This window comes from Natronococcus sp. CG52, from assembly GCF_023913515.1.
GTDB lineage: Archaea > Halobacteriota > Halobacteria > Halobacteriales > Natrialbaceae > Natronococcus > Natronococcus zhouii.
Genome location: NZ_CP099391.1, coordinates 3300310 through 3317424 on the forward strand (window position 1 = coordinate 3300310; position 17115 = coordinate 3317424).

The following is a 17115-nucleotide window of genomic DNA, read 5'->3' on the forward strand; positions in this document are numbered from 1 at the left end:
CGGATGGTCTCACGACAAATCATGCTATTCGCACCTGTTGCTCAGTACTGACTTTGATCTCGGCATCGACCTCGAAAGCGATTGCTCGAGTACTCAGCGTTTCAGCGATCTCCGCGTTGCTCGCCGGTGAGATCGTCGCGTCCGAGGGCCTGCGTCGAGTGATCGACCGACGGCCAGGGAGCGACCGTCACGCCGACCACCCCCGATTTCTTTCGCCAAAACCGCAGGACAGCGGGGATTCGAATCCCCCGCCGGTAATCACTCGGTTTTGAGAGGGGGTTTCTACGCTCGCATCGTTACTGAATAATGCAGAGACAGCTGCTAAGTCGGCGACTATCCGGACAATTCGAAACGTTACAAAATCCTGATGGACTCGCTGGGATTTGAACCCAGGGCCTCTTCCTTGCGAAGGAAGCGATCTACCGCTGATCTACGAGCCCTCGAACGTTCCTACCCGCGGTTTCTATTTGTAGCTTGTGTTTCTGGGCCGACGTGAGGGTCCCCCACACGCCTCGAGTCACATCTCAGACGGTCGGCGCATTCCCTGACCGTCGTGACCGGGTCTCGAGCACGCCCGAGCGCCCGGCGAGGAGCCCGACCAGGAAGCCGGAGAAGTGGGCGATCAAGGCGACACCCGGCTGAGCCGTCGCCAGGGTGACGATCACCGCGAGGACGAAAAAGATCGCCCAGGTGACCCACCGCGGGACGTCGACGACCGAGGCGATCACCGACGAGAGCCGGTTCGACGCGAGAAAGTAGCCGAGCAGGGCGAAGACGGCCCCGCTAGCGCCGAGAACACCCGAAGTCGGCGTCACGCCGATGAACGGCACCGACGCGAACACTCCCGTCAGGACGATCTGGGAGACTCCCGCGAGCGCCCCCGTCACGAGCACGAACGTGTGAAAGCGAAGACGGGTCGTCGCTCGAGCGACCGGCCAGCCGAAGACGATCAGCGCGAGACTGTTCGAGAGGAGGTGGCCGAGTCCGGCGTGGGCGTAGACGCTCGTGACGATCGTCCACGGGTTGTCCGCGAGCGGCGGCGTGAGGACGAACAGTCCGATCATCGCACCGGCGGCGCCTGCGACCGCCTGAAGGACGTAGACGACGGCGAAGATCACCAGCAGGTCGATCAGCGGGCCGCTCGAGCCGGACCGTTCGTCTGTACTCGAGGAGTCCCGAGAGCGCGATCGGCTCGACATACTCCTTGCTAGCGGGCGACGGACAAAAGTTCACGCTGCTTACTGGAGCCTGCGTATCAAGTACGGTCGCCACCGAACGGCAGTACGAACCCGCTTACGCGGCCGTCGTGCGACGGATGAAACCGTCTCAGTCGGTACTGGATCGGGTGTTGCGGCCGCAAAGAACGAAAAACTGTGCGTGATCCCGAGCGAGCGTCAGTCTTCGAGGACGATCTCGATCGAGACGTCGTTCGGTACCTGGATGCGCATGAGCTGTCGGAGTGCGCGTTCGTCGGCGTCCAGATCGATCAGGCGCTTGTGGACGCGCATCTCCCAGTGCTCCCACGTGGCGGTACCCTCGCCGTCAGGCGACTTCCGGGTCGGCACCTCGAGGGTCTTCGTCGGCAGCGGGATTGGACCGCTCAGGTTGACGCCGGTGTTGTTCGCAATCTCGCGGACGTCGTCGCAGATGTCGTCGAGGTCGTCTGGACTCGTGCCCGCGAGTCGAACGCGTGCCTGCTGCATTTATTCGTTGACCTCGAGGACCTTGCCAGCTGCGATGGTCTGACCCATGTCGCGGATGGCGAAGCTCCCGAGTTCGGGGATCTTGCTGGACGGTTCGATGCTGAGGGGCTTCTGAGGTCGGATGGTGACCACAGCAGCGTCACCCGACTGGATGAAGTCGGGGTTCTCCTCCGCGACCTCGCCGCTTGCGGGGTCCATCTTTTTGTCGATGGATTCGATCGTACACGCGACCTGTGCCGTGTGGGCGTGGAAGACCGGCGTGTATCCGGCGGTGATGACCGAGGGGTGCTGCATGACGACGATCTGCGCCTGGAACGTCTCGGCGACGCTTGGCGGGTCGTCCGCAGGACCACAGACGTCACCACGGCGGATGTCGTCCTTACCGATGCCGCGGACGTTGAATCCGACGTTGTCACCTGGTTCGGCCTTGGGCACCTCTTCGTGGTGCATCTCGATCGTCTTCACTTCGCCGCCCACGTCGCTGGGCTGGAAGGAGACGTTGTCGCCGATGTTCATGATACCGGTCTCGATACGTCCGACTGGGACGGTACCGATGCCGGAGATCGTGTAAACGTCCTGAATCGGGAGTCGGAGCGGTGCGTCCGTCGGCGGCTCCGGCTCCGGCAGGGCGTTCAGGGCATCGAGCAGGGTTTCGCCGTCGTACCACGACGTGTTGTCGGAGGCCTCGGCGATGTTGTCGCCCTCGAAGGCCGAGATCGGGATGAACGAGGCGTCGTCGGTCTGGAACTGAACCTGCTTGAGCAGCTGGTTGACTTCCTCGACGACCTCGTCGAAGGTGTCCTGCTTGTAGTCGACGACGTCCATCTTGTTGATGCCGATGATGAGTTCGTCGATACCCAGCGTGCGGGCCAGGAAGACGTGCTCCTGGGTCTGGGGTGCGACGCCGTCGTCAGCGGCGACGACGAGGACGGCGTTGTCGGCCTGGCTCGCGCCAGTGATCATGTTCTTGACGAAGTCGCGGTGACCAGGACAGTCGACGATAGTAAACTCGTACTCGTCGGTCGAGAACTCCTGGTGGGCGATGTCGATGGTGACACCGCGTTCGCGCTCCTCGGCGAGGTTGTCCATGACGTAGGCGAACTCGAAGCCGCCTTTGCCCTTCTCTTCGGCTTCCTCGCGGTGCTGTTCGATGACGTGCTCCGGCACGCTCCCCGTCTCGTAGAGGAGGCGTCCCACGAGCGTGCTCTTCCCGTGGTCAACGTGGCCGATGATGGCCAGGTTCTGGTGTCGTTTGTCGCTCATTGTTGTAGCTCACGCGCAAAGGCGCTTATATCGGTATCTTTTGCCCGTTGCAGTTAAAACCATTTCGAAAGCGTATTCGATCGATCCCGACGCCTGCTTGCGGTTTGTGTCTGATGCACACGATTTCAGCTCCGGACGGACGCAGTTCCCGAGCGGAATCGCCGACGGCAGTTCTTACCAGTACCTCGAGCGACGGTTCCGAAGAACGAGCGAGTCGAGGCTATAGCAACAACTGAAACGATTTACACACCGATCGCACGACGGGAGCGCGGGTCGGAGCGAGCGAAGCAAGCGAGAACCGCGGACAGTGCGATCGGGTGTGCAGTGACTTTCAGTGGCTACTATAGCACCGAACGAGATCGAACTACCGTTCCGGGAGTCGTCCGACGTCGGACAGCACCGCCGTTGCCGTCTCCGGACCGCCCGCGCCGCGGCCGCTGTTGTGGAGGCTGCCGGCGTGTTTCGTCTCGATCTGGACGATGTTGCGCGTCCCCGTCACCGCGAGTGCGCCGTTTTCGGGAACGAGACGGGGACCGACGCGAATGCCCTCTCGAGACGCTTCGCCGATGAGCCGGATCGTGCGGCCGTCCTCGGCGGCGAGATCGAGCGCGCTACCGGGAATGTTCTGGATCCCCTCGACGGTCGCATCCTCGAGCGAGAAGCCGCCGTCGGCCAGCACGTTCGCGAGGATGACGAACTTGAGCGCGGCGTCGGTGCCGTCGACGTCGAACGTCGGGTCGGCCTCCGCGACGCCGAGATCCTGGGCTTCGGCGAGGACGTGTTCGTAGTCGAGTCCCTCGGCGGCCATCCGCGTGAGGATGAAGTTCGCGGTCCCGTTGAGGACGCCCCGAACCGCGGTGACCGCCTGCGGCGTCGAGTCCTCGACGGTCGAGAGCACGGGAATCGCGCCGCCGACGGTCGCCTCGAACCGGATCGAACCCTCGCTCTCGGCCTCGAGTGCTCGCAGTTCCTCGTAGCGCTCGGCGACCGGCCCCTTGTTCGCCAGCACGACGTGGTGGTCGGTCTCGAGTGCGCGTTTCACGTGCGTAAAGCCCGGTTCGGCGTCGCCGAGCGTCGTCGGCGTCGCCTCCACGAGGACGTCGTAGGCGGTCTCGAAGACCGCTGCGGGGTCGTCCGGACCGAGGGGATCGCCGCCGAGTTTGCGCTCGAGCGCCCGATCGACGTCGATGCCGTCGGGATCGATCGCGGCGTCGCTCGAGTCGGCCAGCGCGACGACGTCGTGGCCGTACTCGCCGGCGAGGTCGGCGACCGAGCGTCCGACGTCACCGGCACCGAGGATCGCGAGACGCATCAGGCGTCACCTCCGACCAGCGGTTCGACGACGGTGAGATCCTTGTCCGCACCGATCGATCGGACGACCTCGAACACCTGGTCGGACCGTCCGGAGTCGATCGCGAGGCGAATCCGGGCACTCGAGGTGGCGTCGGTGCCGTCGGGCGCGGCGAGCGAGAGATCCTGGACGACTGCGTCGGCCTCGTCCTCGATCCGCGAGAGCGTCCCCGAGAGATCGTTCTCGACGATGTGTCCGACCAGCACGACGCTCAACTCCTCGCCGTAGTGCTCGGCGCCGGCCTGGATGACGTTGACGCCGGCCTCGCGGAGCCCCTCGACGATCTCGTCGAACCGCTCCGGCGGGCTCTCGAGGTCGACCTCGACCGGAATGTGGCCGCGGGGTGTGATGTTGCCGCGTTCGTGGTGAATACTCAGGAGGTTGCCCCCGTTGTCCGCGACGGGCGCAAGCGCGCGAAGTAACTCTCCGGGTTCGTCGACGAGTTCGAGCCGGACGGTGTAGGCACGAACGCCGCCGTCCGTTTCGGCTTCGTCCTCGGCGGACTCGTCAGCCATCGACACCACCTGCTTGCGGGCGTCCACGCGTCATTATGATCTAGGACTCCGTATCGTGCGGGTAAAAGGATATAGGAGGTATCAAAACTCTCCGACCGTGCCAACAGTGGGCATATTGGCGTTCCGCTGAGGCGCCCGAACGGGGTACCGGGAACGGTCTCAGAGGTGATCTTCTCCGGGATTCGACGACCCCCAGTCACCGCGGCCTCCTTCGGTGCGGTCGACTCCCATGATCGATTCCGCCTGGTCGGGCCCGCCGAGGCTCTCGCGGGCGTCCGGGACGCGAATGGTGATGTCGTCGATCTCGGGCCACTGGATGAGTTCGGCCTCGATATTTCCCGTCGTCACGTCGCTGACCGAACATCCCTTGCAGCCGCCGCCGAGTTCGATGATGACCTCGCCGTCGTCCGGATCCGCCTTCCGGACGGCGCTGGTCCCCCCGTGCATCTGGATGATCGGCATCTCGCGCGTGAGCCACGCCTCGACTCGTTCCTTGAGCGGCGCGTCCTCGGAGTCAGTCATTGGTCGCGATAGGGACTCGAGCGGTGAATAGGTTCGGTTTGACGACCCGGTTACCGCCGGCCGCGACGCCGGCGCAGCCACTCGAGTGCGACCGCCCCGCCGGCAGCGCCGACGGCACCGGTCGCGGTGAATCCCGGAATGGAATCGGCGCCCGCGTCCGTCTCCGCGTCGTCGGACCCGCTGCCGGCGGTTCCGTTCTCGCCGGCGTCGTCGGTGCCGGTTCCGCGTTCCTCGGGATCGGTCAGCGACGGCGGATTCGCCTGCTCGCCGGCCTCGATCGGGAAGGTGTACAGCGCGCCCTCGAGGTCCGTGTTCGGGACCATCTCCGTACTGCTCGCGACGAACGTTTCGCCGGGTTCGGCGACGCGTGCGGTCCAGAAGGCCGCTTCGTCGGGATCGCGCCACGCGGCCAGTTCTTCGGGATCGGCCGGATCGCTCACGTCGTGGATCTTCACGCCGCCCTGGTACCACGACGAGTAGAGCCGTCCGTTCCGAATCTCGAAGTTGTGCACCGTCGTCCACAGTCCGCCGTCGTACGTCTCGTCCGCCGCTGCGGGTGCGTCGATCGACGACTGGAACGCCGGCTCCGCGGGGTCGCTCACGTCGTAGAGGTCGAGCCCGCCCGGCTCGTCAGGTCCGCCGCCGTCGATCGCCCACGCCTCCCGGCCGACCGCCAGCAGGTCGCCGGTGTCGTCGACCGCCGAATAGTGGTCGTTGCCCGGCAGCCCGAGCTGGGCCGCCTCGTCCTCGAGTTCGCGCTGCTCCTCGAGGTCCGTTTCGCTCACGTGCGAGACGTACTCGGGATCGGCGGGATCGCTCACGTCGATCAGGTAGGTCCCGGGATTCCAGTGGGCGACGTAGGCGATTCCGTCCTGCACGTAGACGTCGTGGTTGTATCGGGCGCGCCAGAAGACGTCGCTCCAGCCGGGTTCGCGCTCGAGCAGCGACCAGCGACCGACCTCCTCGACGCCGTCGCCGACGTCGAAGATCACGAGCGGGTTCTCGTCCTCGTCGTTCGCGACGACGAACAGCAGATCCTCCTCGAGGTAACAGTTGTGGATGTGATACCCCGTCTCGTAGGGGTCGGTTACCGGTTCGGGAGCGGCCGGCTCGCTCACGTCGTAAACGACGAAGCCGTGAAAGACGTCCTCGGAAGTCCGGTGGGCCGGGCCGACGACCGCCAGCCGATCGCCGTCGACTTTCACGTCGAGGATCTCGGTCAGGGGGCGGTCGTCGGCCTCGAGTTCCCGCTCCTCGGCGAGGATCGTCGGGTCGGCGGGGTCGCTGACGTCGACGGTCGCGAACCCGTCGGCGACGGCGAGGTAGGCGACGTCACCGGCGTCCCCGACGACGGCTTCGGTGGCCCCGTCGACGGAAACGCGACCGAGCGGTTCGTAGGTGTCCTGCCGTGTGAGCGCAGCGGTCGACGCGGCACTCGATCCCGCGATCGTCAGGGCCGTTCCGGTCGCGACGCCCGCTCGAAGGAGGGTTCTCCGGCGCATAGTTGTTCCAGGGAACGGGAAAGTAAATAACGTGGGTCGACCGCGGGGTCGAGCGGCGTCAGCTTCGCATCCGCTTTCTGTCGCCCGTCCCCTCGGTCAGGGCGCTCGCGATCGCACCCTCGAGGACGACGTCGTCGCCGTGGTCGGTGACGTGGAACTCGGGGACGTTGTTCAACAGCATCTCGGAGACGCGCTCGCGGATCGGATCGACGACCAGTTCCTCGTTGTGGAGGGCGACGGCGCCGCCGAAGGAGACGACGATCGGCGCGAACGACTGGACGATGTTGGTGACGCCGATCGCGTTCCAGTGGGCGAGCTGGTCGATCACGTAGTCGGCCAGTTCGTCCTCGCCGGCCATCTCGAAGACGTCTTTCGCGGTGAACTCGGGGCCCTCGAGCGGGAGGTCCGTCGAAATGGTCGGGTCATCATCGTTGAGCAGTCGGGCGAAGTCGGGAATAGCGTTGCCCGAGCAGTAGGCCTCCCAGTGGCCGTCGTGGCCGCAGCCGCAGGTCAGCCGTTCGTGCGGATCGATGACGCAGTGACCGACCTCGCCGGCGTTGCCGTCCCAGCCGGCGAGGATCTCGCCGTCGCAGCAGACGCCGGCGCCGATCCCGGAGGAGATAGTGATGTAGACCATATCGTCGGGGTTGCGCGACGCGTGGAACCGCTCGCCGATGACCCCCGCAGCGGTGTCGTTGTGGAGATGGACCTCGTCGCTATCGACGAGTTTCTCGATGGGGCCCGTCAGCGGAATCCGGTCGATCGAGTCGGGAAGGTTCGCCGGGTCGATCACTGCCCCCTCCGCGAGGTCGAACGGTCCGATCGAACCGATTCCTACGGAGACGATCTCTTTCGGAGCGATACCAGCGTCACCGCACGCCTCACGGAGCGTGCGAAGAACGCCCTCGGTCACGTCGATTCCGGTGGGACCTCGGGGTGTCCCGTTGCGGCTGACCCCGATCGTCGTTCCGTCGTCCTCGGCGACGGCCGCCCGGACGTTCGTCGCGCCGAGATCGACGCCCGCGTAGTACACCATGCTATCAGAGAGAGTGCCGTCGTCGTACTTAACTACCGGTATCTTCACTCGATTGGGAGTAGTTACCGCAACGCAGCCGCTGCGAGCGACACAGGTATGTCACTTACTAACATAGGTTCCCGTATGGCTACCGACCAGCACGGGACCGAGACAGAACCGGGGGCCGCGCTCACCGAGGCGGAACTCGAGGCGCTTCACGAGGTCGAACTCGGACTCGAGTGGCTCCAGCGCGCACAGGGCAATCTCCTCGAGTTCCATCACGCGACGGGCCACGGGATGGACCACCTCTACGAGGCCGAAGCGCTGCTCTACGACACCGGCCACGAGGCGCTGGCGGATGCGATTCGGACGGAGCTACTGCCCTACGGCGTCGTCGACGGCGATCGATGGTCCTACGACGTCCTCGAGAACTTCCAGGAAACGCTGCTGGCCGAGACGGTGCGCTTCGAGCGCCGCGCTCGCCGCGAACTGGCGGACGGACACCGTCACGTCCGCGAACGACGGCAGGAACGAACGTGGAAGGAACAGGCGGAACGCTCCCGGCGAAGCAGTGACGAGGATAGTACCAACTAAAACGGTTTCCACACCGATCGTACGGACCGCGGTTCTCGCCCGTCGGACTCCGACCCGCGCACCCGTCGTGCGATCGGGCGTGCGCTGACTTTCGGCGGCTACGATAGCTACTCCCCGCTCCGGACGAACGTCACCGGGCAGGGCGAGGAGAGCAGGACCTCCTGTGCGGTCGAACCGAAGACCGCCTTTCCGGTCGGCGAGCGACGGCGACCGCCGACGACGACCCGATCGGCGGCGACCCCGGTTGCGAGATCGACGATCGTCGGCCCGTGGTCGCCGATCGCGCCGCGAACGTCGTACTCGATTCCCTCCTCGTCGAGTTCGCTCCGGAGGTCCCGGATCGTCGAGTGGCGAGACGCGACCTCGTCGGGGCGGATCTGGTCGCTGTCGGCGTCCATGTCGAGGTTCCCGAGCACTTCGTTGTACTCGTCTTCGGTGAAGACGTGAGCGAGAACGACCGTCGCGTCGGACGGTTTGGCCACCTCGAGGACCGTTTCGGCGAGTTTGTCGGTACGGTCGGCGTCGCCGGGCCCGACGGCGAGCAGGATCGTCTTGAGAGTCATATACTCACTATGTGTAGCGATCTACTTAAACGTCGGACTTTCTCGAAACGGAATGTCAGGGGGGTGAGAATCCGCTCGGTCGCCGCTCAGGGCGGCCGGTTCTACCCCGAAACCGATTCCGTTGAGTTCGGTTTCGGTGCCTACTATACCCTTCCGCGGCGTCGTCGAGTCCAGGAATGAACGAACTCGACCTCTCGAACCGAACCGTGCTCGTCACGGGCAGCGCCAGGGGTGTCGGCCGCGAACTCCTGCTCGCGACCGCCGACTGCGGAGCGAGCGCGGCCGTCCACTACCACACCAGCGCGGACGCCGCCCGCGACGTCGCCGACGAAGCGCGCGAGCGCGGCGCGGCGGACGTGATGACCGTCCAGGGCGACGTCACCGATCCGGAGAGCGTCGACGGCGTCTTCGCGGCCGTCGAGGCCGAACTCGGCTCCGTCGACGTCCTCGTGAACAACGTCGGCGACTTCGCGCCCGATCACTGGGCCGAGATCGAGTTCGAGACCTGGAATCGGGTGCTCGAGACCAACCTCAACGGCACCTACCTCTGTTCGAAACGCGCCCTGCCGGCGATGCGCGAGGGGGAGTTCGGCCGGATCGTCAACGTCGGCTACGCCTCGAGCGAGAAGGGGCTGGTGAACCCGACGAACTTCCCGTACTTCGTGGCGAAAGCGGGCGTACTCATGTTCACGCGGATGCTCGCGGCCGACACGCGGGACGACGGGATCACGGTCAACGCCATCTCGCCGTACGTCGTCGAGAACTCCGACGAGTTCCCCGAGGAACTCCCCCGGGATCGACCTGCCTCGTTCGAGGACCTGATCAATCCGCTGCTGTTCTTCCTCGATCCCGACAGCGGGTACGTCAGCGGGGAGAACGTGGAGGTCGACGGCGGGTGGTTGCCCGAGACGGTGTGAGCCGGTACGAGCGGTCGGACCGCGGCGCGTCGCGCCGCGGGATGTTTTTGGTCCAGATTTTTCCGAGGAGCGGGTCTCGAGCGGTGCGCGGCGCTTGCGCCGAGCGAGCGAGAGGCCTCGACGAAGTAAAAAGGTGGGTGCAGAACGTGGAGGTCGACGGCGGGTGGTTGCCCGAGACGGTGTGAGCCGGTACGAGCGGACGGACCGCAACGGACCGTCTCGTGTTGCGCGGACTCGAGCGCGAGATAACTCCGCGGACGAAAGGCATCACGAGTCGATTACAGCGGCGGGAACGGCGCGGTTATTCGGACGGGGCTGACAGCGCGAGCTCGAGGTAGGGGACCAGCGAGTCGGACTCGACCTGCAGCGACACCGTCTCGCGGTCGACATCGTACCGGAGGAGTCCGGCGTCGGTCAGGTGCGGAACGTGGGTGTGACAGAGACCGGTGAGAAGCCGTTCGTAGCGGTCCCGCGTCAGCTCTCCCTCCTCGATGGCGATGTATTCGGCGACGTCCCCGAGGGCGACCGCACCCGGTTTCTGGACGAGATACCGCAGCAGGTGCTGACGGCGTGAATGGGATAGCGCCTTGAACACGGTCGTCGGGGAAACTCCTTCGGAAGTACTACGAGCGTCGGGGTCGATTACGTTGGACTTCATGACATTTTCCGGCTCGGCTTACGGCAGCGAATACCGACTCGTTCGTCTCGTCCCACGACTTCAGCAGAGTCCGGCTACTCCGATGCAGGGTACGCTCTTAAGTCCACCGGAGTAGTTAACTATGTGATATTACGAGTGTCCCGCGGGGATCACTATCCAGAAATTAATTCTGAAACGACGGATTCTCACGCTCGGTGTCTCGACGGAGCGGCCGATCAGTTACTCGTCGATGAGTTCGGGCTCGTACGGCGACTCGTCGTCGGAGTAGGTCCGTTGAACCGTGACCGTCCAATCCGGCGCATCGGCGACGGGAACGGTGATCTCCCACGTACGTTCGACGGTCGCACCGCGGGCAAACGCGCTCGCAATCAGGTCCGTGAGTTCGCGCTCGAAGTCGGCAGTCAGTTCCGCTCTGGAGGGGGCGTCAGTTGGTGACATGGGGTGATCGAGTGGGAGTCGTCGTACAGAGACGTGGCGTTCAGACGGCCGAACCGCACGTACGGGCTCCGTTCCCTTCATGAGTAACGAGTGAGTATAACCGACTCGTTTTATGTCAATACTTCTACATGGGTCCCAGAGCGGACGCTCGAGGACGAGCCGACGTTCGCGAAGGACGTCAGCAGCGCGTTCGTCGGGACGGAGCTCGAGCCGTGACTCCGCGAACGGGGCCTCGAGCGACTCGTCGTCGTCGGCTCACGACGGACCACTGCGTCTCGACGACGACCCGGATGGCCGAGAACCTGGGGTTCGGCGTAACCGTCGCCGCCGACGCGACGGCGACCTTCGGCCGCGAGTTCGACGGCGAGCGCTTCGACGCCGAGACGATCCACCGAACCGCGCTGGCGCAGCTCGAGGGCGAGTTTGCGACGGTCGCGACCAGCGCAGAGCTGTTAGCTGCGAACGAGTGACGTCGAGAGCACGGGACGGCGGCGTCCGATTCGAGTTCGCCGAGTCCGATCAAAAGAAGGCGAGCGGAGCCATGACCAGCGCGCCAGTAAGGATCCCGGCCACCAGCTCCGGCTTCCCGCCGCGAGGAAGCTCGCGACCGACGTCCAGCGCTTCGGGGATGAACTCCGAGAGAACGAGATAGATCATCGCACCCGCGGCGAAGCCGAAGCCGAACGGGAGCAATTCGCGGGCGTACCGGACGAACGCGAACGCGAGGACGGCGCCGATCGGCTGCGGGAGACTCGAGAACACCGCCCACCAGACCAGCTTCCAGTTGGCGACGCCCAGCGACGACAGCGGGATCGAAATCGCCGTCCCCTCCGGAACGTTGTGAATCGAGATCGCGACCGTCATGAAGATCGCGAGCAGCGGGACCGTGACGCCGAAGAACGGTACCCCGTCCTCGAGACCGAGGTCGGCGAAGGAGACGCCGATAGCGACTCCCTCCGGAAAGCTGTGGACGGTCAGGATTCCGAGGATGAGGACGAGTTTCTTGAAATCCGCCTCCTCGTACTCGCGGGGGTCGATGTCGGTATCGAAGAGGATGTCTCGCGCGACGACGACGAGCGCGACACCGACGAGGACGCCGGCGAGGAGTTGTAGCGCCGTTCCCTCGGCCACCCCCTCATCCAGAAGGCCGAACACCGACGCTGAGATCATGATCCCCGACGCGAGCCCCCAGAGAACGACGTTTCGACGATCGCTGATCCCGTCGAAGAAGAAGAACGGAAGCGCGCCGATCCCGGTTGCGAGCGCCGTCACGAGTCCGGCGACGAACACCAGCGCGAGGTGTTGGTGAAGGGACATCGCTGTCGTCCTGTCGATCCAACGAGGTAAATCAGCAGCGGCCCGACCCGAGGGTCGGGCGCCGGAACGGCGCACCGCGCCCGGCTTCGAATCGGACCGAGTCGGTTCGGCGTCGACGGGCGGTCAGCGGACGGTTACCACGGTAGCTCGAGGTCGAGTTGCTGTTTCGCGAAGCGGGCCAGCAGCGAGGCGTCCTCGAGACCGAACAGCTTCGCAATCGCCAGCGGGTTGCCGGCGTTCGCCCTCGCCAGCGTCTCCTCGTCGAGGCGGTGGAGGTCGGCCATGAACTTGTCGTAGCGGTCGTTCTCCGCCAGATAGAGCAGTTGCGTCATCAGCAGCCGCCGCTTGACGTTCGGGGCGACCTTCTTGTGCCAGAGCGAGTCGTACACGTCGAGGTTCTCGGCGGTCGGCTCGACGTTGCCGTGTTTCAGACAGCTGTCGGCGGCGGCCGCGGCCATCCGGCCGGACTTCATGCACGTGTGGATCCCCTCGCCCCACAGCGGGTCGACCGTCGGGACGGTGTCACCGATCGCCATGAAGCGGTCGGTGTGAATTCGTCCCGGCATCTGGAGGTGGGCCGAACCGCGGTGTTGCTTGCCCTCGATTCGCGACGCGTTTCGGAATCGGGGGTCGGTGTCGAGCCAGTGAGTGAGGTAGTCGTCGATACTGAAATCGTCTCGAGCGTACTGTTCGTGGCTGTCGTTCTGCAGGTAACAGACGCCGACCTTGGCGGTGTCCTCGCCCGTGTGGAAGATCCAGGAGTAGCCGCCGGGCGCGATGTTGTGATCCAGCCGGAGCATCATGGCGTCGTGGAGGTCTGCGAAGCCGGGGCGGTCGACCTCGATCCCCTCCAGTTCGTACTCGATGCCGATGGCGTGGTTCTCCCGCCGGAGGTCGCTGACGTCGAGTTTCTTCGCGATCGGCGCGGCCGGTCCGGTCGCGTCGACGACGATCTCGCCGTAGATCTCCTCGTCGCCGTTGTAGGTGACGCCGACGGGTTCGTCGTCCTCGACGATCGGGGCAGTCGCACGGGCGTCGAACCGGTACTCCGCGCCGTCTTCGCGACCGTCTTCGACGAGGAATCGCTTGAAGTCCGCGAACTCGAGGACCGCGCCCGACTGTTCCTGGACGTAGTGGTTCGAGGGCGACTCGAGGACGACCTTGTCGGTGTACTGCATCACGACGTCGTCGGGAATACCGAACGAGGCCATCATCGACGGGAACGTCCCCGCCGTCGACTTGTTGCTCTGGCGCGGGAACTCGTCTTCCGACTCCGTCTCGAGGACCACAACGTCGTAGCCTCTCGTCGCGAGGTCGCGGGCGCACTGGGCACCGGCGGGACCGGCCCCGGCGATTACTACATCGTAACGCTCGTTCATGGTCTCGAAACTGTCTCGCCCCCTAATGAGTTTGTCCAAGCAGTTGCGCACCCGTGTGGGTCCCCCACAACCGTTCGATCCGCCCCGAAAGCGCCTCTCGGTCCGGCTTAATCGGTTTCAGGGCCATCGCGTCGTCTCGGCGTGTTCGCCCCGGTACCGACGGAGTCGCGGGATCCGTGGATGTGATCGTCGGTCATTCGGAGTAGCCCTCCTGCATGAACGTCCCTTCGGTCTCGTAGATCGAGACGAGTTCTTCGACGAACTCCTCGCGGGACTGTCCTTCCTCGCGGTGGCTGTCGAGTCGTTCCATGAGGTGGTCGCTGATCTCGAGTGTACTGGTCATGGGAGTGCGGAATCGAACTGCTAGCAGTACTCACGCCGGCGAACGCTAAATAACCCGGGCCGCGTGTGCAGCTACCGTGGCCGGCACGAGACGGCACCGCGATTATCCCCCCTCCTCTCGAAGGATCGCGATATGGTAGCCACACTGACTGACGACGAAGTTGGCAAGAAAGTGATTGACAGCGAGGGAAAAGAGCTCGGAATCGTCGCGAAAGTCGAGGGCAAGCGCGCGTCCGTCGACCCCAATCCGAGCGTCGCGGAACACCTGCTCGCCAAGGTCGGCTGGGAAGGCGAGGACGAGGAGGACTACCTCGTGACGGAGGACATGGTCGCGACGATCGACGACGACAACGTAATCCTCCGGGGAGATCTCTGAACGCGAGCCGAATTAGCCGAGTTCGGACCGAAGCTCCTCGTACAACCGCGTCTCGCGATCCGCGATCTCGCGGATCGACTCGCTGGCATCGACCAGCGCCCGCTCCATCGCGTCGGGATCGTCTCGCTCGCTCGCCGTCTCGAGCGTCTCCCCGACGGCGGTCCAGTCGGCTGCAATGGCGTGCATTCGCGACGGCGCATCGTCCGGCAGCGCCGGTGCCGCGTCGATCACGCGGTCGAGGAAATCGGCGTACAGCCGGCGGAACGCGCCCCCGCCGGTTCCCCGCCGCTCGACGTTCTGGTAGGCGAAGCGGGCCGTCCACTGCGGGTCCTCGAGGGCGGTCCACGACGGAAGGTCGTCGGCGAGTCGGCGAATCGACTCGATCCCCTGCGTACCGAAGGCGACGCCCCGATCCCGCTCGCTCGGCTCGAGCATCGAACGGGCCATCTCGGCGACCGCCTCGGGTGCGGCGTCCGCCACGGTGCGATCCGGTTCGGGATCGGTGACCACGAGGTGACGGTTCCGAAGCGGGAGGACGTGATCCGACGTCATCGCCGCGCGGAGTCGCTCGAGGGGGACCTCCTGTAGCTCGTCGAACTCGCTGTCCGAGAGCAGTGCCGTTCCCCGCTCCTCGTCGACACCGACGCAGAGCAGCGCGTGGGGCGCGAAGTGGGTGTCCGTCCCGAAGTAATCGAGGTAGTAGATGTCGGTGAAGACCAGCACCGGATCGTCGGCGGTGACGGCGGCGCGAATCCGCTCGAGCGTCGTCTCCCAGCCGTCGCCCTCGTGGGACTCGACGTCGATCGCGAGTCGGTCGAAGAAGGCGGGCTCGAGGCGCGGCGGTCGGCCGAAGAACGCCCGGTGCGGGCTCTCGGGGAGTTCGAAGTACGTGAAGCCGAGTCCGGCGGCGAGCCCGAAGCAGGTCTCCTCGTCGTAGCCCCAGCCGTAGTGGCCGGAGAGGTTCCGAAGCGACGTCGAGCCACAGTGGCGGCCGGTGTGGTGAGTGTAGTCGTCGACGCGGACCATACTATCGGTCCCGTCGGTGAGCCGATAACGGTTCGGGTTCCGTCGGCCGAGAGGGCGTCCAAACGAGGGTGTTGCCGGTGATAGATGTCCGCCAGTGGCGATACGGACGGGTGGGATACTGATCGGAGCGAGAGTCGGCGAAATATAGTAGCTACTGAAAGTCAATGCACACTCGATCGCGCGACGGGAGCGCGGTTCGGAGCCAGCGAAGCAAGCGAGAACCGCGGACAGTGCGATCGGCGTGTAAATCGTTTCAGTTGGTACTATAGGGAGACGGTGTCGCTCGATCCGACGCACTCATCCGCGATGTATCAGGCCCTGTATCCGGTCTCGGACGTCGGTAGCGGAGTCGTACCGTTCGTTATCGACCGGTTCGAGCACCTCGCCGATGGATTTCCACCCCTCTCGCGTTTCGATCTCGTGTTCGCCGTGGGACTCTATCACTTCGTCCGTCGTCGTCGGATATTCCTGGTTCTCGAGAACTTCGTCGAAGCTCCCGAGCCTATCGCCGGTTTCGTCGTGTACCGGTTCGGGTTCGTCGGCCCGGTCACGCGCTTCCTCGAGTTCCCGCTCTCGCTGGCGCCGCTCTTCGTCGTCCGCTTGCTTGTCTCGGCCCTTTTTGTCGTCTGCCATCAGCCGCTCTAGGTGAGCGGGCGGAATAATCCTGTGGGCGGTTATTGCGACGACTCCTTCGAACGCACCTACCGGCTACGGGAGAACTGGACGGCTCGAGAACGCTTCTCGAGACGGCGGCGACTCGAGTCGCGCGACGGTCCGTCAGGACGGGTGCTGATGGCTGAGCCGCTCGGCAACTACACCGGGAACCGGCGTCCCGCAGTCCTTGCACTTCCAGTTGCGGCGGACGCCGCCCCGTTCTTTCGCCATGTCCTGTCTGAACCGGAGCGTCGCGCCACAGGTGCACCTGTGGGTCGTCGGGGACATACGAGACGGTTCGCGTGCTCGAGTAAAAGACGTTGTCGACGGTCGCGACGAGCGGTCGAACGCCTGGCGATACCGGAACCAGAGTCCGGAGGACGCCGCGATCGGGCCTACTCCTCCGCGTCGTCGCGCGCCTCGAGGGCCGCCTCGCACACCGTCTGCCGGTCGTCGAAGTACGCCGGGGCGTCGGCCTCGGCCTCGAACTCGACGACGCGAGTCAGCGCCTGCTGACCGTCCTCGACGTCGGCTTGCAGCTCCTCGGCGAGGTCGGTGTACTCCGCCGCGAGTTCCTGGAAGGCCCGAATCCGCGCCTGCTTGGCGTCGACCAGCAGCTGTTTCTCCTCTACGTCCCGGCCGGTCGCCTCGAGGGCGTCGACGTCGGGCTCCTCGTCCGGACCGGTCGCCGACGGCGGACGGGCCGTTCGCGGCGTGTCTCCCGACTGGTCCTCGAGCTCCGAGCGGAGTTCGGCGAGCTCCTCGTCGATCTCGTCGAGCAACGCGTTCGCCTCGTCGGTCATCGTCTCGACGCGTCCCGAGAGCAGGCCGGCCTGCGTCCGGCAGTACTCGACGAACTCCCCGACGGAGAGCGCGGTTCCGGTGTCGTCGCTCATACCGAACCGTTAGGGCTTCTGACCGAAGTCACTTGGGTCACCATCAGCTGCTCGCTGTTAGCACGCCCCACGCCATTGGGCTTT

21 protein-coding genes, 1 tRNA gene and 1 pseudogene are annotated in these 17115 nt (G+C 65.1%); 4 read left to right on the forward strand and 19 right to left on the reverse strand.

Translation table 11 applies throughout. The features are described from left to right. Positions 1–368 precede the first annotated feature (368 nt). From NED97_RS16470 to NED97_RS16510, 9 genes are all read right to left on the reverse strand, one after another. Positions 369–440, reverse strand: a tRNA-Ala gene (locus tag NED97_RS16470). Positions 441–524: 84 nt separating this feature from the next. Then, on the reverse strand, positions 525–1199 hold the full coding sequence (locus NED97_RS16475) for a rhomboid family intramembrane serine protease (protein WP_252488106.1): 675 nt from the start codon (positions 1197–1199) through the stop codon (positions 525–527). Positions 1200–1394: 195 nt separating this feature from the next. After that, entirely contained in the window at positions 1395–1703 is a 309-nt protein-coding gene (gene rpsJ / locus NED97_RS16480; protein ID WP_004215311.1) for a 30S ribosomal protein S10, read from the reverse strand. Continuing rightward, on the reverse strand, positions 1704–2966 hold the full coding sequence (tuf, locus tag NED97_RS16485; protein ID WP_252488107.1) for a translation elongation factor EF-1 subunit alpha: 1263 nt from the start codon (positions 2964–2966) through the stop codon (positions 1704–1706). Between the two features lie 364 nt (positions 2967–3330). Next, positions 3331–4278: a homoserine dehydrogenase gene (locus NED97_RS16490; RefSeq protein WP_252488108.1), complete on the reverse strand. Its 948-nt coding sequence runs from the start codon at positions 4276–4278 to the stop codon at positions 3331–3333. Beyond that, complete coding sequence (locus NED97_RS16495; RefSeq protein ID WP_252488109.1) at positions 4278–4832, reverse strand: amino acid-binding protein; 555 nt, start codon at positions 4830–4832, stop codon at positions 4278–4280. Before NED97_RS16495 ends, NED97_RS16490 begins: the two co-directional genes overlap by 1 nt. Positions 4833–4991: 159 nt before the next feature. Next, positions 4992–5354 (reverse strand): NifU family protein, encoded by a 363-nt coding sequence (locus tag NED97_RS16500; RefSeq protein ID WP_252488110.1) that lies wholly within the window; start codon positions 5352–5354, stop codon positions 4992–4994. 50 nt (positions 5355–5404) lie between these two features. Then, entirely contained in the window at positions 5405–6856 is a 1452-nt protein-coding gene (locus tag NED97_RS16505) for an LVIVD repeat-containing protein (RefSeq protein WP_252488111.1), read from the reverse strand. 58 nt (positions 6857–6914) lie between these two features. Continuing rightward, positions 6915–7892, reverse strand: coding sequence for an ROK family protein (locus NED97_RS16510; protein WP_252488112.1), 978 nt, complete (start codon positions 7890–7892; stop codon positions 6915–6917). 123 nt (positions 7893–8015) lie between these two features. Between NED97_RS16510 and NED97_RS16515 the strand changes: the two genes are divergently transcribed. Then, a complete protein-coding gene (locus NED97_RS16515; RefSeq protein WP_252488113.1) occupies positions 8016–8465 on the forward strand; it encodes a hypothetical protein in 450 nt (149 codons plus the stop codon). Between the two features lie 107 nt (positions 8466–8572). Here the strand turns inward: NED97_RS16515 and NED97_RS16520 are convergent, their stop codons facing one another. Beyond that, positions 8573–9028, reverse strand: coding sequence for a universal stress protein (locus tag NED97_RS16520; RefSeq protein ID WP_252488114.1), 456 nt, complete (start codon positions 9026–9028; stop codon positions 8573–8575). Positions 9029–9204: 176 nt separating this feature from the next. On the opposite strand from NED97_RS16520, the gene NED97_RS16525 reads away from it, so the two are divergent. After that, on the forward strand, positions 9205–9945 hold the full coding sequence (locus tag NED97_RS16525) for an SDR family NAD(P)-dependent oxidoreductase (RefSeq protein WP_252488115.1): 741 nt from the start codon (positions 9205–9207) through the stop codon (positions 9943–9945). Positions 9946–10246: 301 nt separating this feature from the next. On the opposite strand, the gene NED97_RS16530 is transcribed toward NED97_RS16525, so the two are convergent. Both NED97_RS16530 and NED97_RS16535 read right to left on the reverse strand, forming a co-directional pair. Next, the gene (locus NED97_RS16530; protein WP_252488116.1) at positions 10247–10603 is read right to left on the reverse strand and encodes a DUF7344 domain-containing protein; all 357 of its coding nucleotides are present in this window, start codon (positions 10601–10603) and stop codon (positions 10247–10249) included. A gap of 219 nt (positions 10604–10822) precedes the next feature. Further along, positions 10823–11041 carry a hypothetical protein gene (locus tag NED97_RS16535; RefSeq protein ID WP_252488117.1) on the reverse strand — a complete coding sequence of 73 codons (219 nt, stop codon included), beginning with the start codon at positions 11039–11041 and terminating at the stop codon, positions 10823–10825. Positions 11042–11188: 147 nt separating this feature from the next. On the opposite strand from NED97_RS16535, the pseudogene NED97_RS16540 reads away from it, so the two are divergent. Then, positions 11189–11511, forward strand: a pseudogene (locus NED97_RS16540) (isochorismatase family protein); the annotation flags it as partial. 49 nt (positions 11512–11560) lie between these two features. Here the strand turns inward: NED97_RS16540 and NED97_RS16545 are convergent. The 3 genes from NED97_RS16545 to NED97_RS16555 form a co-directional block, all read right to left on the reverse strand. Then, positions 11561–12358, reverse strand: a complete 798-nt coding sequence (locus NED97_RS16545) for a ZIP family metal transporter (protein WP_252488118.1) — start codon at positions 12356–12358, stop codon at positions 11561–11563. 134 nt (positions 12359–12492) lie between these two features. Then, positions 12493–13737, reverse strand: a complete 1245-nt coding sequence (locus NED97_RS16550) for a digeranylgeranylglycerophospholipid reductase (protein WP_252488119.1) — start codon at positions 13735–13737, stop codon at positions 12493–12495. Positions 13738–13930: 193 nt separating this feature from the next. Further along, entirely contained in the window at positions 13931–14080 is a 150-nt protein-coding gene (locus NED97_RS16555; RefSeq protein WP_252488120.1) for a DUF7557 family protein, read from the reverse strand. 132 nt (positions 14081–14212) lie between these two features. Here NED97_RS16555 and NED97_RS16560 point away from each other — a divergent pair, with 132 nt between their 5' ends. Next, positions 14213–14455 carry a hypothetical protein gene (locus NED97_RS16560; protein ID WP_252488121.1) on the forward strand — a complete coding sequence of 81 codons (243 nt, stop codon included), beginning with the start codon at positions 14213–14215 and terminating at the stop codon, positions 14453–14455. 12 nt (positions 14456–14467) lie between these two features. Here NED97_RS16560 and NED97_RS16565 read toward each other — a convergent pair whose 3' ends face one another. From NED97_RS16565 to NED97_RS16580, 4 genes are all read right to left on the reverse strand, one after another. Then, on the reverse strand, positions 14468–15481 hold the full coding sequence (locus NED97_RS16565) for a BtrH N-terminal domain-containing protein (protein ID WP_252488122.1): 1014 nt from the start codon (positions 15479–15481) through the stop codon (positions 14468–14470). A 297-nt stretch (positions 15482–15778) separates the two neighbouring features. Beyond that, complete coding sequence (locus tag NED97_RS16570) at positions 15779–16114, reverse strand: DUF5789 family protein (RefSeq protein WP_252488123.1); 336 nt, start codon at positions 16112–16114, stop codon at positions 15779–15781. A 144-nt stretch (positions 16115–16258) separates the two neighbouring features. Beyond that, the gene (locus tag NED97_RS16575) at positions 16259–16423 is read right to left on the reverse strand and encodes a hypothetical protein (protein WP_252488124.1); all 165 of its coding nucleotides are present in this window, start codon (positions 16421–16423) and stop codon (positions 16259–16261) included. 107 nt (positions 16424–16530) lie between these two features. Next, on the reverse strand, positions 16531–17031 hold the full coding sequence (locus tag NED97_RS16580; protein WP_252488125.1) for a hypothetical protein: 501 nt from the start codon (positions 17029–17031) through the stop codon (positions 16531–16533). Positions 17032–17115 lie beyond the last annotated feature (84 nt).

Excerpts from the sequence above, each read along its gene's own strand:
- NED97_RS16580 (WP_252488125.1), bottom strand. The coding sequence starts at position 17,031 with ATGAGCGACGACACCGGAACCGCGCTCTCCGTCGGGGAGTTCGTCGAG.
- NED97_RS16515 (WP_252488113.1), top strand. The coding sequence starts at position 8,016 with ATGGCTACCGACCAGCACGGGACCGAGACAGAACCGGGGGCCGCGCTC.
- NED97_RS16520 (WP_252488114.1), bottom strand. The coding sequence starts at position 9,028 with ATGACTCTCAAGACGATCCTGCTCGCCGTCGGGCCCGGCGACGCCGAC.
- NED97_RS16495 (WP_252488109.1), bottom strand. The coding sequence starts at position 4,832 with ATGGCTGACGAGTCCGCCGAGGACGAAGCCGAAACGGACGGCGGCGTT.
- NED97_RS16500 (WP_252488110.1), bottom strand. The coding sequence starts at position 5,354 with ATGACTGACTCCGAGGACGCGCCGCTCAAGGAACGAGTCGAGGCGTGG.
- tuf (WP_252488107.1), bottom strand. The coding sequence starts at position 2,966 with ATGAGCGACAAACGACACCAGAACCTGGCCATCATCGGCCACGTTGAC.
- NED97_RS16525 (WP_252488115.1), top strand. The coding sequence starts at position 9,205 with ATGAACGAACTCGACCTCTCGAACCGAACCGTGCTCGTCACGGGCAGC.
- NED97_RS16560 (WP_252488121.1), top strand. The coding sequence starts at position 14,213 with ATGGTAGCCACACTGACTGACGACGAAGTTGGCAAGAAAGTGATTGAC.
- NED97_RS16570 (WP_252488123.1), bottom strand. The coding sequence starts at position 16,114 with ATGGCAGACGACAAAAAGGGCCGAGACAAGCAAGCGGACGACGAAGAG.
- NED97_RS16565 (WP_252488122.1), bottom strand. The coding sequence starts at position 15,481 with ATGGTCCGCGTCGACGACTACACTCACCACACCGGCCGCCACTGTGGC.
- NED97_RS16550 (WP_252488119.1), bottom strand. The coding sequence starts at position 13,737 with ATGAACGAGCGTTACGATGTAGTAATCGCCGGGGCCGGTCCCGCCGGT.
- NED97_RS16475 (WP_252488106.1), bottom strand. The coding sequence starts at position 1,199 with ATGTCGAGCCGATCGCGCTCTCGGGACTCCTCGAGTACAGACGAACGG.
- NED97_RS16490 (WP_252488108.1), bottom strand. The coding sequence starts at position 4,278 with ATGCGTCTCGCGATCCTCGGTGCCGGTGACGTCGGACGCTCGGTCGCC.
- NED97_RS16575 (WP_252488124.1), bottom strand. The coding sequence starts at position 16,423 with ATGTCCCCGACGACCCACAGGTGCACCTGTGGCGCGACGCTCCGGTTC.
- rpsJ (WP_004215311.1), bottom strand. The coding sequence starts at position 1,703 with ATGCAGCAGGCACGCGTTCGACTCGCGGGCACGAGTCCAGACGACCTC.
- NED97_RS16555 (WP_252488120.1), bottom strand. The coding sequence starts at position 14,080 with ATGACCAGTACACTCGAGATCAGCGACCACCTCATGGAACGACTCGAC.
- NED97_RS16535 (WP_252488117.1), bottom strand. The coding sequence starts at position 11,041 with ATGTCACCAACTGACGCCCCCTCCAGAGCGGAACTGACTGCCGACTTC.
- NED97_RS16530 (WP_252488116.1), bottom strand. The coding sequence starts at position 10,603 with ATGAAGTCCAACGTAATCGACCCCGACGCTCGTAGTACTTCCGAAGGA.
- NED97_RS16505 (WP_252488111.1), bottom strand. The coding sequence starts at position 6,856 with ATGCGCCGGAGAACCCTCCTTCGAGCGGGCGTCGCGACCGGAACGGCC.
- NED97_RS16510 (WP_252488112.1), bottom strand. The coding sequence starts at position 7,892 with ATGGTGTACTACGCGGGCGTCGATCTCGGCGCGACGAACGTCCGGGCG.
- NED97_RS16545 (WP_252488118.1), bottom strand. The coding sequence starts at position 12,358 with ATGTCCCTTCACCAACACCTCGCGCTGGTGTTCGTCGCCGGACTCGTG.